The following is a 14474-nucleotide window of genomic DNA, read 5'->3' as shown; positions in this document are numbered from 1 at the left end:
GCAGGCCATCCCCGCGGTTGACCCGCGGCGAATGCCCTGTACCTTTGGCGCGTCGCTCGCCGCGGGGGAACGCATGGCCGACATCATTGTCGTAGACGACGAGACCGACGTGGCTTTCATGATCGCCGACTATTTGCAGGCGAAAGGCTATCAGATACGCACGGCATCCGGCGGCGCCGAATTGCGCGAAGCCATCGCGGCGACGAAACCCGATCTTGTCGTTCTCGATCTCAACATGCCGGGTGAGAACGGCTTCAGCCTGGCCCGCTGGCTGCGCGAGCATCACGACACCGGCATTCTGATGCTGACGGGAGCCGATTCAGTCTTCGACAAGGTGGCAGGCCTCGAAGTCGGCGCGGACGACTATCTCGCAAAACCCTTTGCTCCGGTCGAGCTGGAAGCGCGGATCGCCGCGGTGCTGCGCAGGCGCAGGCCAAAGCGCGCGAACAATGCAGGCGTGCTGCCCGCCCGGCATTTCGCCTTCGGGACCTATGTGTTCGATGCGGATCGGCGAGACCTCAGCGATGCAGAAGGCCGGACAATATCGCTTACGCCGATGGAGCTTGATCTGGTGGCGGCTTTCGCCACCCGGCCCGGTCAGGTCATCGGTCGCGACGAACTGCTCAACCTTGCACCGCCAAGGGGCGATGAACCCTTTGATCGCAGCATCGACAGCCGCATCACCCGGCTGCGCCGCCGGCTCGAAAAGGATCCGACCAAGCCGGAGCTGATCAAGACGATCCGTGGGGCGGGATATCTGTACCCGCGAGGGTGAAGGCAGCTACCGGCAACAGCCAAAAGTATGCGGAAGGGCGCCGATGCCCCTCGCCCGTTCTGCCGGATAGGAACAAGCGCCTCCTGTCACGCAAGTATCATGTTCGCGTCCTAGACCGCTCTGTGGAAGGGCGCATCATCGATGCGACGCCCTGTAAAGGTTGCGCCCGCTCCGGCACGCTTCGTCACAAAGGGGATATCCATGACAAATCTGTACCGAACCGCCTCGCTCGGCGTCGCGCTCGCTTTGTTCACCGCCCTCACCCCGGCGCTCGCCGACGGCACCGCCTATGTCAACAAGGGACTGGTCGGCGTCGGCCGCATTCCGGCCAGCCAGAAGGACAAGTTCGGCGAGACCTTCGGCTCCGGCTCCGGCATGTCGATCGACGCCAAGGGCTGGACGCATGACGCCACCGGCTACAAGGGTTCGCTCTGGCTGCTGCCGGATCGCGGCTACAATGTCGTCGGCACCACTGACTACCGGCCGCGCCTCAACACCATCACCATCGAGCTTGCGCCCGTAGCACCTGGCGCAGCACCCGCTGCTGGCCAGGAACAGTCGGGCCTAAAGGCTACTCTCGCCGACACCATGCTGCTCACCGACGACAAGAATGCCGGCGCAACCGGCCTCGACCCGCTCAACGGCGTGCGCGCAGCAAGCGGCGACATGCCGATGCTGCCGCAGGCCGACAATGGCAAGCTGGCGCTCGACAACGAGGCGATCGTGCGGCTGCCAGACGGCACCATGTTCATCTCCGACGAATACGGCCCGAACATTTACCGTTTCTCGGCCGATGGCCATCTGATGTCGGCCACGCAGCCGCCGGCCGCCCTGGTGCCGACGCGCCATGGCAAACCGAATTTTGCCTCGGACAATCCGGGCCCGGGTGCCGCCGAGCCCGATCCGAAGGATCCCGAAACCGGCCGCCAGAACAACCAGGGCCTCGAAGGCATGGCGATGACGCCGGACGGCAAGTTCCTGATCGCGGTGCTGCAATCGGCGCCGAGGCAGGACGGCGGCGACTCGCCGGCGACGCGCCAGAACACCCGCGCCCTGGTCTACGACGCTTCGGACCTCGGCCACCTCAAGCTGGTGCATGAATATGTCGTGCCGCTGCCGGTGTTCAAGGATGCTAAGGACAAGACCAAGGTTGCGGCACAAAGCGAGATCGTCGCGCTGTCCGACAAGACCTTCCTGATGCTGGCGCGCGACAGCGGTAACGGCCAGGGCTTGAAGGGCGACGAGTCGCTCTATCGCAAGATCGACATCGTTGATCTCTCCGCCGCGACGGACATCGCCGGTGGCGCCTTCGACGCCGCCGACAAACCGGTGGCGCCCAAGGGCGTGCCCGACCCGTCGGTGACGCCGGCCAAGCTGACGCCGTTCATCGACCTCAACGACAAGGCCGAACTTGGCCGCTTCGGCCTGCACAATGGCAAGCCGAACGACAAGGATAACCTGTCGGAGAAATGGGAAGCCATGTCGCTGGTCAGCGTGCTCGATCCGAAGCTGCCCAACGACTATTTCCTGTTCGTTGCCAACGACAACGACTTCATGACCCAGGACGGTTTCCAGGTCGGCGCGCCCTACAAGGCTGAAGACGGTGCCGATGTCGACACCATGTTCCTGGTCTATCAGGTGACGCTGCCCGGCCTTTCGGGAAACAGCCTCGTCGCGAACTAGCTCCGCCATGCCGGCGGGTGCACCCGCCCTGGCCGGAAAAGGTGCATAGGAAACAGGCCTGCGATATCATCGCGGGCCTGTTTCAGTTGAGCCTTTTGCCGAGCTGCCCGCCATGGACGAGAAGATGCCCACGCGCCGGCGCACCGGCGACCTCATCAGTGGCCCGATCCCACACACGCTTTTGCTGTTCGCGCTGCCGGTGCTCGGGTCCAACGTACTGCAATCGCTGAACGGTTCGATCAATGCCGTCTGGGTCGGCCGCTTCCTCGGCGAGGCGGCGTTGACGGCGACCTCCAACGCCAACCTCGTTCTGTTCCTCATCCTCGGCACGGTTTTCGGCATCGGCATGGCGGCCACCATCCTGGTCGCGCAATCGGTCGGTGCCCGCAATCTGCCGGAGGCCCGGCGCATCGTCGGCACCAGCGCCACCTTCTTCTTTGCCGTCTCGGTGGTGTTCGCGGTCTGCGGCTGGATCTGGGTCGACGCCATCCTTAACGCGCTCAGCACGCCGGCCGATGCCTTGCCGCTCGCCCGTTCCTATTTGCGCATCATCTTCCTCGCCGTGCCGATGATGAACCTGCTCTCCTTCGTCATGACGGTGCTGCGTGGCGCCGGCGATTCGCGCACGCCGTTTGTCTTCATGGCGCTGGCCGTCGTGCTAGACATCGTCTTGAACCCGCTGCTCATCCGCGGCATCGGCCCGTTCCCCGAGCTCGGCATCGCCGGATCTGCGACCGCGACGCTGATCGGCCAGACGGTGAGCGTCATCGCTATTCTCGCCGTGCTCTATGCGCGCAAGCACCCGCTGCGGCTGGCCGGCGCCGACCTCGCCCTGCTGCGGCCGGACCCGGCGCTGCTGCGCATCGTCGTCTTCAAGGGCGTACCGATGGGCCTGCAGATGATCGTCATCTCGGTCGCGGCGCTGACAGTGATGGGCATGGTCAATTCCTACGGCTCGCGGGTCGCGGCGGCCTACGGCATCGCGGCCCAGCTCTGGACCTATATCCAGATGCCGGCGCTGGCGATCGGCGCCGCGGTCTCCTCGATGGCGGCGCAAAACGTCGGCGCCGGCCGCTGGGACCGGATCGGCCACATCGCCATGTCCGGCGTCGGCTTCAACCTGGTGCTGACCGGCGCGCTGGTCGCGTTGCTGTTCGTCTTCGACCGCCCGGTGCTCAGCCTGTTCCTCAGCAGCGACAGCGCTGCCATCGACATCGCCGCCCACATCAACAATGTCGCGTCCTGGTCGTTTATCCTGTTCGGCATCACGATCGTGCTCTTCGCCACAGTGCGCGCCACCGGTGCTGTGATGCCGCCGCTGATCATTCTGGTGATCTCGGTGCTGATCGTGCGCACCGGCTTTGCCTATTTCTTCCGGAGCGTCATCGGCGAGGAAGCGCTGTGGTGGAGCTTTCCCGCCGGCTCGCTAACCTCGCTCCTGCTCGCCGCCGCCTATTATCGCTTCGGCCGCTGGCGCACCATGCACATGATCGAGGACAGGCCGGCAGCAGGTGAACCGCCTGACACCGGCCTCGGCGTGCCGCGCGAGCGCGCCAACATGGCACCCGAGACGCCGAATGGCTGAAATCCGCCGCCTTTCCTCCGACATGGACTCTAGACTGGACTAGGCGCAGCGGGGGAAAATCATGGGCAAAGGCAGGGTCGAGGCATTCACCGATGGCGTCGTCGCCATCATCATCACCATCATGGTGCTGGAACTGAAGGTGCCGCATGGCGAGGATTTTTCCACCCTGGCGCCGCTATGGCCCGTTTTCTTCAGCTATGTCCTGTCTTTCATCAATGTCGGCATTTACTGGAACAATCTCCACAACATGTTCCACACCGTGCAGCGCGTCGACGGTGGCGTCTTGTGGGCAAACCTCAACCTTCTGTTCTGGCTGTCGCTTATGCCGGTGACAACCGCCTTCATGGGCGAAAACCACTTCGCGCCGGTGCCGGTCGCTGTTTACGGCGTCGACCTTGTCCTTTGCGCGGTCGCCTACACGATCCTGGTCAGCAAGCTGCGCCACCTGCATGGCGCCGACACGACCTTCGCAAGAGCCGTCGGCCACGACAGCAAGGGCAAGATTTCGCTGGCACTTTACATTGCCGGTGTCCTGCTCACCTTCGTCAACCAGTGGATCGGCGTCGCCATCTACGTCCTGGTTGCTCTCGTCTGGTTCGTTCCAGACAGGCGATTCGAGCGGATGATCGAGAAATAGATCCGGAGGGTTTGCCCCACCTGTCCAGCGGCTAAATCGCGCCACTCCCACGCTCATGCTTGATGCCGCCGCTATTTCACTCCACATCGGTTAAGATGAAGGACGAGACACGAGAGCGGCATCGGAATTTACTGTGGGGCTTGCCCGCCTCGCTGATCCTGCATGCGCTCATCGCAGCTCTCCTGGTCTACGGCCTGTCGACGCCTCCCCAACAGCCGCAGGAGGAGCAACCGGTAAATGTCGCGCTCGTACCTCCGCCCGATCAGCCAAAGCCGAAACCTGCTCCCCCAAAGGCTCCCAAAGTCGAAAAGCCGCCCGAGCAGAAAGTTGAAAAGCCGCCTGCGCCGGAACAGCAGCCGCGCAAGCCGCCGCCAATCGAGATCCTGAAGCCTGTTTTTCAGTTCGGCGAGAAGGATACCGGCCCCAGGAAGTCCCTGGATGGGGGCAGCCCTCAAGACAACGCGCCGTCACCGGCCAAGAATGACGATTTGAAGCAGCCTGTCATGCCAAAGGCCGAGGAGCAGGCGGATTCAGCCAAGACCGGCGACAACTCGGCAATCGCCGAGCCCACACAGCAGAAGCAGGCACCATCAGCCCGGAACGTAGACAAACAGGAGACTGACAAACAGGAGGCGGGAACGCAAGCCGACAAGCAAACAGCACCAATGCCGTTGGCTGCTCCCGGTAGCGACGATGAGATCGAGCTTCCTACGTCGGCCGAAGCCCCCCGGCCCAGACCCGCAAATACGCCGAACCCCAGCCCTGCAAAGGTCACGAAGTCCGGAAGCGCTGGCGCCAAGAGGCCAAGCTCCACGAACGCACGCAACTATTCGGGCCTTCCGGGTGTTCGCAGGCTCTATTCGCAAGAAGCCACCGGCGATGTGCTGGCTACGACCTCGATCGCCGGAATGCCACGCGGCCAGCGAGCTGCCAGACTTTGCGCCAGCGCGTTGCAGCAACAATTACAGGAGGCCTCTTATTTTCCTGACCTGGTGCCACTTGTTCCGCTGAAGGTGGGCAATGTCCTCGATGTTCCGCAGGCTGCGTTCCATGCAGCTGCAACATGGTATCGTCTGAGCTTCCGGTGCGAGGTCGATACCGATGCGACGAGAGTCTTGTCCTTTACCTCCCGTGTCGGACCTACGATCCCGCCCGACGAATGGGCCGGCCTTGGACTACCTATTCGCTAGAGCATGATCCCGAACCGAAGGTCGGCGAAGCAAAAAGTTGCAGACTTTTCGGACAAGATCATGCGAAAAAACAAAGACCCAGAGCAGGATGACCGATTCAACTTCGATTCATCCTGCTCTAGCCGCGCATCGCCTTCAGCTTCTCCGCCACCGAGGCCGCAAGATCAGCATAGCGCTCCTCCAGCCGCTCGGCGGCCTTGATCACAGAGAAATCATGGCCGAATTTCTCCAGCGCCATGCGCAGCTTCTCGACGAATTCCGCCTGTTTTTCGAGTGCCGAAAACAGCGTCTTCACTTGCGCCTCGGTGATATCGGGATTGGCCAGCATCTGCGGCACCTCTCGGCCCATCTGATCGCCGGTGGCGGTCTGCTGCTTCAGGATCTCGATCCAGTCGGTCAATCGGCAAATCTCCTCTTTCACCGGCAGCATGCGCAGCGCCCGCCGACGCGGTCAACCCAAACGCGTCGAAGCAGGCTTGCATGGGCATCTTGCCGCGCTAAGTTCTGCGCAGCTTGAAAGAGGATCACCCATGACCACCGACGCCGAAATTCAGACCACCTTGCCCGCTCTTGCCTCTGGCAATGTCGCCGTCATCACCGGCGGGGCCAGCGGCATCGGCCTTGCCGCGGCCAGGCGGCTGGCGTCGCTGGGAATGAAGATCGTGCTGGCCGATATTGGCGGCGCGCGTCTCGACGAAGCCACCGGCGCCGTCGCCGCCATCGGCGGTGACGACACCGTGCTTGCAGTCCCGACCGACGTCTCCAAGGCAGACGAAGTCGACCGGCTGGCAGAAAAGGCATTCGGCGCCTTCGGCGCCGTGTCGTTGCTGATGAACAATGCCGGCGTCGGCAACAATCCCGGCAAACCCTGGGAGAACCGCGGTGCCTGGAAGCGGCTGCTGGACATCAATTATTGGGGCGTCGTCCATGGTGTCGAAGCGTTCGCACCGCGCATGCTGGCGGCCGGCAACCCCGGCCTGATCATCAACACCGGCTCCAAGCAAGGCATCACCACGCCGCCCGGAAATCTTGCCTACAACGTCTCCAAATCGGCCGTGAAGACGTTCACCGAAGGCCTGGCGCATGCGCTGCGCAACGAGCTTGGCGCCCATCTGTCGGCGCATCTGCTCATCCCGGGTTTTACCTATACCGGCCTGACCGAAGGGGCGACGCAAAAGCCGGCCGGCGCCTGGACCGGCGAGCAAGTCATCGACTTCATGCTGGCATCGCTGATGCACGGCGACTTCTACATTCTGTGTCCGGACAATGAGGCGACGCGGCCGATGGACGAAAAGCGTATGGCCTGGGCGATCGGCGACATCATCGAGAACCGCCCTGCTCTCTCGCGCTGGCATCCGGATCACGCCAACGCTTTCGCGGCATTCATGAAGCGCTGAATTCCAGGCTCAGGCAGCCTGCTTTTTCGAGCCGCGCTTTTGCGCTGCGGTCTTCTTGGCCATCTCGGCGATCTCCCGGTCATGCCGTTTTGCCGCGCGTTCGCATTTGTCGCGAATCTCCTCGACCTCGGTTTCGGTCAAATGTTCGATGCCGATGAAGTGGTTGTGACCTTCGCTGACCCGGATCAGCTCGTCTAGCTTCGCCTGGATCGCCGCGCCATCGCGGTTCTGGGTGTTCTGGATGAGGAACACCATCAGGAAAGTGATGATCGTGGTGCCGGTGTTGATGATGAGCTGCCAGGTGTCCGAAAAACCGAAAATCGGCCCAGTTACCGCCCAGACCACAACGATCAGGCAGCACATGGCAAATGTCAGCGGCATGCCGGAAAGGTGGGCGACCTTGTTGGCGATCCCAGTAAAAAGCTTTTCCATTTATCGAAATCCCTCAAGGGCTGCGCGTTGAGAAACAATCGGCGCCCGTTTCAGGTTCCCACCGGTAGCAAATTCAGCCGGCACAATTGAATGCACGCGAAGAGAGCATCGCCCGGAAAACACTCCTTATGAATTTGACGCGATAGTAGTTGCGCAGGCAAAGTGCCTGCTCCTTCCGCTTTCACGGCGGTTTATCTCCAGCCCCTCTCGCCGCGCCACCCCCGCTTGGCGGGAGGGGTTCCTTCAGGCGTGTTCCCAGCGGTCGAGGAAGGCCTCGATCGGCAGCGCCTGCATGTCGGGGATTGCCTTGGCCAGCTTTTCGACCGGCCAGTCCCACCAGACGAGACGCTCGATCCGCGCGGCAATGTCCGCGGCAAAGCGCTGACGCAGCGGCTTGGCCGGCACACCGGCGAGGATGGCATAGGCCGGTACGTCGCGCGTCACCACCGCATTGGCGCCGACAATCGCGCCATTGCCGATGGTCACACCGGGCATGATCACCGCGCCATGGCCGATCCAGACATCGTGGCCGATGCTGACGAATCTGGCCTGACGCCGTTCCCGGAACGCCGCGTCGACGCCCAGCCAGCGAAAATATTCGTTCGGCCGGTAGCTGACCTTGTGCTGGGTCAGCCGCTCAATCGGATGCTCCAGCGCGTTGATACGGCTGTTGGCGGCGATCGAACAGAACTTGCCTATTGTCGTATAGATCGCCTCGGCATGGCGCTCGAAATAGGAGAAATCGCCGACCGTCACCTCGCGCAGGATGACGCGCTCGCCGATCGAGGCATAGCGCCCGAGCTTGCACGCCTTCAGTTCCGCGGTCGGGTGGATGCGCGGCTCGGGATCTTTCAGGACGAGGTTTTCGGTACGATCCATGCCGGGGCTTTACGTCAGCGCAATTGCTCCTGCAAGGCGGGAGCAATTGTCGCGTCGCCGATTGGTCCCGCAAACGGGACCAATCGGCCGTCAGCTATTGCCGGGGCTTATTTCGGCTTGCTGCTGGTCCACACCACGTTCTGGTCGTAGAGCGGCACGGTGGTGATCGACATTTTCGCCGAGCCATCCTGCACCTGGCGTGAATGCGACAGGTAGATCAGGGTCTCGTTGGCCTTGTCGTAGATGCGGTTCACCACCTGCTTCTTCCAGATCAGGCTGATGCCTTGCTTGAACACTTCCTCGCCGGCCTCGCTCATGTCGATGTCGCCGATGGTAATCGGCCCGGTCTGGCGGCAGGAGATAGAGGAATCGGACGGGTCCTCGAACCAGTTGCCTTTTTGCAGGCGGTCGATGACGCCACGGTCAAAATAGGAGACGTGGCAGGTCACGCCCTGGACTTTCGGATCCTTGATCGCCTCGACGATGATGTCGTTGCCGAGCCAGTCGACACCGACCTTGCCGACCTCCTGCGCGACAGCCGCGCCAGCGCCGATGACGAGACATACGGCCAATGCGCCGCCGATCAGTTTTCGCCCAACCAGTCTTTGCCCAATCAGTCTCTGCAAAGGGAGCCTCCTGCGGTTCGAGTTTTGCCGGTCTCAGGTGGGGCGAAGGACAACGCTTTGCAAGCCGGATCGTGCGCACGGGTCTGCCGGTTGCGGCAACGCGACATCTTTGCGTGCGCAGTATCAAACAGTTAAGAGTATTCGCCAAATGGCGCCGATCCTGCGCGCCCAATGAAAATCACGACGGACATAACAGATGATGCGTTCAATTCTGGTCGGCATTCTCGTCCTGATGGCGGCAGGCATCGGCTGGCTCACCTTCGACTGGTACCGCGGCCACTATGGTGGCGAGCCTTATGGCGCACCTTTTGCGCTGGTCGACCAGAAGGGGGCGCCGATCACCGAAGCCGCGCTTCGCGGCCACCCCAGCGTCGTCTTCTTCGGCTTCACCCACTGCCCCGAGGTCTGCCCGACCATGCTCTTCGAGCTGGCCGGCTGGCTGAAGACGATGGGCGACAGCGGCAAGGATTTGCGTGCCTATTTCGTCTCGGTCGACCCAGAGCGCGATACGCCCGAGATCATGAACACCTATGTCAGCAATTTTTCCGACCGCATCACCGGCATATCGGGCGATCCGGACAAGGTCCATGCCATGGCCAAGGCCTTCGGCATCTATTGGAAGAAGGTCGACACCGGCGACGGCGACTACACGATGGACCACACCGCCTCGGTGCTGCTGCTCAACGCCAGGGGCGAGTTTGCCGGCACCATCGCCTATGGCGAAAGCGCGGAAACCGCCATCGCCAAGCTCAAGCGGCTGGCTAGCGAAAGCTGATGACCCAGACGCGGCTTTACTTCACGGCCGGCAAGATCGAGGCCGATCGTATCTTTGCCGCGCTCGACGCGGCATTCGAAGACGAAGGCCTCCCGATTGCCGTGCTGGAGGTCGATGAAGACAGCGACATCCATGAAGTGTCGCTCTATGCCGACGGCGATGTCGATGCCGTCGAGATCAGGGTGAAGGACATTCTCGCCGGCCTTTCGCTGTCGATGCCGATCGAGCGCGAGACCCTGCCCGATATCGACTGGGTGGCACGCTCGCTGGAAGGGCTGAAGCCGGTGCGCGCCGGGCGTTTCTTCGTTCATGGCGCGCATGACCGCGGCAAGCGCCGCAGCGGCGAACTCGCCATCGAGATCGAGGCGGGGCTGGCCTTCGGTACCGGTCATCACGGCACCACCGCCGGCTGTCTCGAAACGCTCGAACAGGTCGTGCGGCGCGAGCATCCGAAGAATGCGCTCGACCTCGGCACCGGCAGCGCCGTGCTGGCCATTGCGGTGGCCAGGCTCGCGCATATCCCGGTGCTCGCCACCGACATCGACCCGGTCGCCGTCAAGGTAGCCGCCGCAAATGCCCGCCTCAACCACGTCAAGGCGCTGGTCGAAACGGTGACGGCGCCGGGGTTCCACCATCCGATCTTCGCCAGGCGCGCGCCCTTCGACCTCATGGTCGCCAACATACTGGCGCGGCCGCTGATGCGGCTGGCGCCCGAAATGGCCAAGCATACCAGCCTGGGTGGCTCGATCGTGCTGTCAGGCATCCTCGACCGGCAACGCGACGCGGTGATTTCGGCCTATGTCGGCCAGCAATTTCGCCATGTCAGGACCCTGCATCGCGAGGGCTGGGTGACGATTCACCTCAAGCGGTGAGGCGCGGCGCCTTCAAACGCAACCGCAAATTCTTTCAGATATCGAACGAACCTGCCGTCTTCTCCAGCTCCTTGCGATCGTAACCGTGCGCTTTCAACGTTTCGTCATCGAGGCGGAGCAGCACGCCGCTCACATATCGGTTCGCCTCGCGCTGGCGAGCTTCGATCAGCGCGTTCATGGCGTTTCTGAAAAATCCGCGTCTGGCTGAAATCGTGGACATGACGGTCTCCTTTGCAGGACAACAGGACACTCCTCCACGTTTGAAAGGTAAGCTTTGCTGATCTGTTTGGAAATCACCGATTCTGCATGGCCTCCATGCGTAAAGGCGATGCTGCTGGCCCAACCCTGACCGATTGTCAGGCGGCGGGTGCTGTAGCACTTTGATCTTGCGCACGATCCTTGCCGAACCGAAGGTCCACCACAACAAAAGTCGATTCCGGTTTTCGGAGCCATGCGCTACGGTCGCCAAGCATCCGAGGAGAGGCCACCATGTTCCAGACCTTTGATTCCGCCGGCGACCCGGCCGTCGGCAAGTCGCGTGTGGCGCTGCTGCGCCAATGGCTGGCGGCCAACGCGCTGGACGGGTTCATCGTGCCTCGCGCCGACGAGCATCAGGGCGAGTATGTCGCCGATCGCTCGGCGCGGCTGAAATGGCTGACCGGCTTCAGCGGCTCGGCCGGCGTTGCCATTGTCTTGCGCGACCGCGCCTTCATGTTCGTCGACGGGCGCTACACGCTGCAGGTGCGCCAGGAGGTCGATCTCGACATCTTTGCGATCGAGAGCCTGGTCGACAATCCGCCCGCCGCCTGGATCAAGGACAATCTCGGCAAGGGCGCGCAGCTCGGCTTCGATCCGTGGCTGCAGACGATCGGCGATGTCAAGGCGCTGAAAGCCTCGGCCGAGAAATCGGGCGCGGTGTTGGTGCCGCTCGACAAGAATCCGATCGACGCCATCTGGACGGACCAGCCCGAACCGCCGCTGGCGCCGGTCGAGATTCATCCGATCGCCTTTGCCGGCGAACTTGCCAAGGACAAGCTGGCGCGGCTGGCATCGGCGATCGGCAAGGACGGCGCCACCCATGCCGTGCTGACCGACCCCTCATCCATCGCCTGGGCCTTCGACATACGCGGCGGCGACGTGCCGCACACGCCGCTGGCGCTCGGCTTTGCCGTGCTCGCCGCCGATGGTTCGCATCAGCTTTTCATGGACCAGCGCAAGTTTTCGCGCACAGTCGCGGCCTATCTGACCCAGCTCGCCGAATTGCATGAACCCGGCGAGTTCGAAGCGGCAGTCGCGGCGCTCGCCAAGGGCGGCGCCAAAGTCGCGCTGGACCCGGTGCTGGCGGCCGAAAAACTCAGGATGCTGGTCGAGGACAATGGCGGCACCGTCATTTCAGCATCCGACCCTGCCCGCATTCCACGCGCGACGAAAAACCAGGCCGAGATCAACGGCGCGCGCGCCGCGCATCGCCGTGATGGTGCGGCCGTCGCCAAGCTGCTCTGCTGGCTCGACCGCCAAAAACCCGGCAAGCTCGACGAGATCGCCGTGGTCACCAAGCTCGAAGAGTGTCGCCGCAGCACCGGCGAGGAAACGCAGATGCCGCTGCGCGACGTGTCCTTCGACACCATATCGGGCGCCGGTCCGAACGGCGCCATCATGCATTACCGCGTTTCGCGCGCCACCAACCGGAAACTCAAGACTGGCGAACTGTTCCTGCTTGATTCGGGCGGACAGTACCAGGACGGCACCACCGACATCACCCGCACCGTGCCGATCGGCACGCCGACCGAGGAGATGCGCGAGCGCTTCACCCTGGTGCTGAAGGGCATGATCGGCATTTCCATGCTGCGTTTCCCGGCGGGCACGCGCGGCTCAGAAATCGATGCAGTGGCGCGGCTGGCGCTATGGCGGCACGGCTGCGACTTCGCTCACGGCACCGGCCATGGCGTCGGCTCCTACCTGGCCGTGCACGAAGGCCCTCAACGCATCGCCAGGACCGGCACAGAAAAGCTGCTCGCCGGCATGATCCTCTCCAACGAACCAGGCTACTACAAGGAGGGCGCCTACGGCATCCGCATCGAGAACCTCGTGCTGGTGACACCGATCGAGGCGATAGAGGGCGGCGACATCGCCATGCACGGCTTCGAGACGCTGACGCTGGCGCCCATCGACGTCAGGCTGGTGCGATCGGATCTGCTGACGCGCGACGAGCTGCATTGGCTCGATCAATACCACGCGCGCGTGCTCGCCGAGATCGGCCCGATGCTCGACGGCGAAACGCTGGCCTGGCTGGAGAAAGCAACCGCCCCGCTCCCGCACGACGCAAAAATCTGAGTTTTGCAAGGCACGGAGGGTGTGTCGAGATTCAGGTCAGGCCGAGTCGAGAACGGTGAGTTCCGAGTACCGAAACGGAGCGGACATTTTGTCCGTGAATACCGGAAACGCAGGAAGCCGCCATTTGCAACCCAGTATCATCTGAATATCGACACACCCTACCCGACGAACTGCCGAGCCAGGATCAGCACCGCGGCGCCCGCCAAAAACATCGCCATCAGCCCGCCGCGCAGCGAGACCAGCGCGGTGACGATCAGCGCCGCCCATTCCGCCGGTCCGGCGGTAAGGGCGGCCGGTGCCACCAGCGTAGTCAGCACGGCCGCCGGCACGGCGTTCAGGCCGGCTTCGACGCGCGGATGGATGTTTTCAAAGCGCGAGATCACCAGATGCCCGCCGATGCGGGTGAGATAAGTCGCGATCGCACCGGCGATGATGATCCACAGCGTTGTGCTCATGGCTTCGCCTCGACGCCGCTATGGTGCGGCGGCAGGATGACCGCCAGCAACACGCCAGCCACGGCGCCGATTGAGACATGCCAAGGCGAGCCGACCGTCTTGTAGGCGATGATGGAGGCCGCAGCACTGGCGACGACCACCGGCAGCCACAGCGGTCTCTTGCGGAAACCCAGGACCAGGCCGAGGAAATAGATCGGTAGCAGGAAATCGATGCCTAGCGCATGCGTATTGGGGATAAGCTTGCCGAAAACCGCGCCTAGCGCGCTTTCGATCACCCAGAACACATAGACCGGCAGCCCAAGCCCGAGATACCAGGCAAAGCCAACGGTTTCGCCGGCTTCCGCCTTGCGCTCGGCCACGGCGAACTGCGGATCGGTGAGGATGAAATAGCCTATCGCCTGCTGGAACAACGGCCAGTGCGCGATGCGCCGGCCGATGCCGGCGGAATAGAGCACATGGCGGAAATTCACCGCAAAGATCGACAGCACGATAAGCCACGGCGCGACATGCTGGCCGAACAGTTCGATGCCGACCATCTGGCTGGCGCCGCCAAAGACCAGGGCGCTCATCAGGAAGGCTTCAAGCACCGAAAAGCCATTGTCGACGGCGATCGCGCCGAACAGCAGCGCAAACGGCGCCGAGGCGACCACCACCGGCATCGACAGCCGCACGCCGTCCCAAAAATCGCTCTTCGCGCTTTTTTCGGAAATTGCTTCCACCGACATGACCGCTCCCTGATCGAAGGCCTGATGTAGGGAGCCCCGCCTGCCTTGTCACACCAATTCGCTTGAGCCAAACGATCAGCCGAAATGATTGACGCAGCCGCGCCAGGCA

General features: G+C 62.9%; 16 protein-coding genes. 9 read left to right on the top strand and 7 right to left on the bottom strand.

The genetic code is table 11. The annotated features are described in order from the left end of the window. The first annotated feature begins 73 nt into the window (after nt 1-73). The 5 genes from OHD62_RS24850 (at nt 74) to OHD62_RS24830 (ending at nt 5870) form a co-directional block, all read left to right on the top strand. Complete coding sequence (locus OHD62_RS24850) at nt 74-775, top strand: response regulator transcription factor (protein ID WP_263788165.1); 702 nt, start codon at nt 74-76, stop codon at nt 773-775. A 201-nt stretch (nt 776-976) separates the two neighbouring features. Then, nucleotides 977-2458, top strand: a complete 1482-nt coding sequence (locus OHD62_RS24845) for an esterase-like activity of phytase family protein (protein ID WP_263788163.1) — start codon at nt 977-979, stop codon at nt 2456-2458. Between the two features lie 112 nt (nt 2459-2570). Further along, nucleotides 2571-4043 (top strand): MATE family efflux transporter, encoded by a 1473-nt coding sequence (locus tag OHD62_RS24840; RefSeq protein ID WP_263788161.1) that lies wholly within the window; start codon nt 2571-2573, stop codon nt 4041-4043. A gap of 61 nt (nt 4044-4104) precedes the next feature. Beyond that, nucleotides 4105-4680 (top strand): TMEM175 family protein, encoded by a 576-nt coding sequence (locus OHD62_RS24835; protein WP_263788160.1) that lies wholly within the window; start codon nt 4105-4107, stop codon nt 4678-4680. Nucleotides 4681-4775: 95 nt separating this feature from the next. Continuing rightward, on the top strand, nt 4776-5870 hold the full coding sequence (locus OHD62_RS24830; RefSeq protein ID WP_263788158.1) for a DUF930 domain-containing protein: 1095 nt from the start codon (nt 4776-4778) through the stop codon (nt 5868-5870). 118 nt (nt 5871-5988) lie between these two features. Here the strand turns inward: OHD62_RS24830 and OHD62_RS24825 are convergent, their stop codons facing one another. Next, entirely contained in the window at nt 5989-6270 is a 282-nt protein-coding gene (locus OHD62_RS24825; protein ID WP_263788157.1) for a hypothetical protein, read from the bottom strand. A gap of 130 nt (nt 6271-6400) precedes the next feature. Here OHD62_RS24825 and OHD62_RS24820 point away from each other — a divergent pair, with 130 nt between their 5' ends. Further along, the gene (locus OHD62_RS24820; protein ID WP_263788155.1) at nt 6401-7267 is read left to right on the top strand and encodes an SDR family NAD(P)-dependent oxidoreductase; all 867 of its coding nucleotides are present in this window, start codon (nt 6401-6403) and stop codon (nt 7265-7267) included. A 9-nt stretch (nt 7268-7276) separates the two neighbouring features. On the opposite strand, the gene OHD62_RS24815 is transcribed toward OHD62_RS24820, so the two are convergent. The 3 genes from OHD62_RS24815 to OHD62_RS24805 form a co-directional block, all read right to left on the bottom strand. Then, on the bottom strand, nt 7277-7699 hold the full coding sequence (locus OHD62_RS24815; protein WP_263788153.1) for a low affinity iron permease family protein: 423 nt from the start codon (nt 7697-7699) through the stop codon (nt 7277-7279). A 243-nt stretch (nt 7700-7942) separates the two neighbouring features. Further along, complete coding sequence (locus OHD62_RS24810) at nt 7943-8578, bottom strand: DapH/DapD/GlmU-related protein (RefSeq protein ID WP_263788149.1); 636 nt, start codon at nt 8576-8578, stop codon at nt 7943-7945. 107 nt (nt 8579-8685) lie between these two features. Next, nucleotides 8686-9204 (bottom strand): CreA family protein, encoded by a 519-nt coding sequence (locus tag OHD62_RS24805; RefSeq protein ID WP_263788147.1) that lies wholly within the window; start codon nt 9202-9204, stop codon nt 8686-8688. 196 nt (nt 9205-9400) lie between these two features. Between OHD62_RS24805 and OHD62_RS24800 the strand changes: the two genes are divergently transcribed. Together OHD62_RS24800 and OHD62_RS24795 are read left to right on the top strand one after the other, a co-directional pair. Then, a complete protein-coding gene (locus tag OHD62_RS24800) occupies nt 9401-9979 on the top strand; it encodes an SCO family protein (RefSeq protein WP_263788145.1) in 579 nt (192 codons plus the stop codon). After that, nucleotides 9979-10851, top strand: coding sequence for a 50S ribosomal protein L11 methyltransferase (locus tag OHD62_RS24795; protein WP_263788142.1), 873 nt, complete (start codon nt 9979-9981; stop codon nt 10849-10851). The genes OHD62_RS24800 and OHD62_RS24795 overlap by 1 nt, the downstream gene beginning before the upstream one ends. Before the next feature lie 34 nt (nt 10852-10885). On the opposite strand, the gene OHD62_RS24790 is transcribed toward OHD62_RS24795, so the two are convergent. Then, on the bottom strand, nt 10886-11029 hold the full coding sequence (locus tag OHD62_RS24790) for a hypothetical protein (RefSeq protein ID WP_318528625.1): 144 nt from the start codon (nt 11027-11029) through the stop codon (nt 10886-10888). A gap of 311 nt (nt 11030-11340) precedes the next feature. On the opposite strand from OHD62_RS24790, the gene OHD62_RS24785 reads away from it, so the two are divergent. Then, a complete protein-coding gene (locus OHD62_RS24785; protein WP_263788138.1) occupies nt 11341-13185 on the top strand; it encodes an aminopeptidase P family protein in 1845 nt (614 codons plus the stop codon). A 158-nt stretch (nt 13186-13343) separates the two neighbouring features. On the opposite strand, the gene OHD62_RS24780 is transcribed toward OHD62_RS24785, so the two are convergent. Then, nucleotides 13344-13640: an AzlD family protein gene (locus OHD62_RS24780; RefSeq protein WP_263788137.1), complete on the bottom strand. Its 297-nt coding sequence runs from the start codon at nt 13638-13640 to the stop codon at nt 13344-13346. Further along, complete coding sequence (locus OHD62_RS24775) at nt 13637-14365, bottom strand: AzlC family ABC transporter permease (RefSeq protein WP_263788134.1); 729 nt, start codon at nt 14363-14365, stop codon at nt 13637-13639. The genes OHD62_RS24780 and OHD62_RS24775 overlap by 4 nt, the downstream gene beginning before the upstream one ends. Between the last annotated feature and the right edge of the window lie 109 nt (nt 14366-14474).

Source organism: Mesorhizobium sp. YC-39, from assembly GCF_025753795.1.
In the GTDB taxonomy this organism is placed as follows: Bacteria; Pseudomonadota; Alphaproteobacteria; order Rhizobiales; family Rhizobiaceae; genus Mesorhizobium.
Note: the sequence above shows the minus strand (reverse complement) of the source record. Positions and strands in the feature narration are given on the sequence as shown.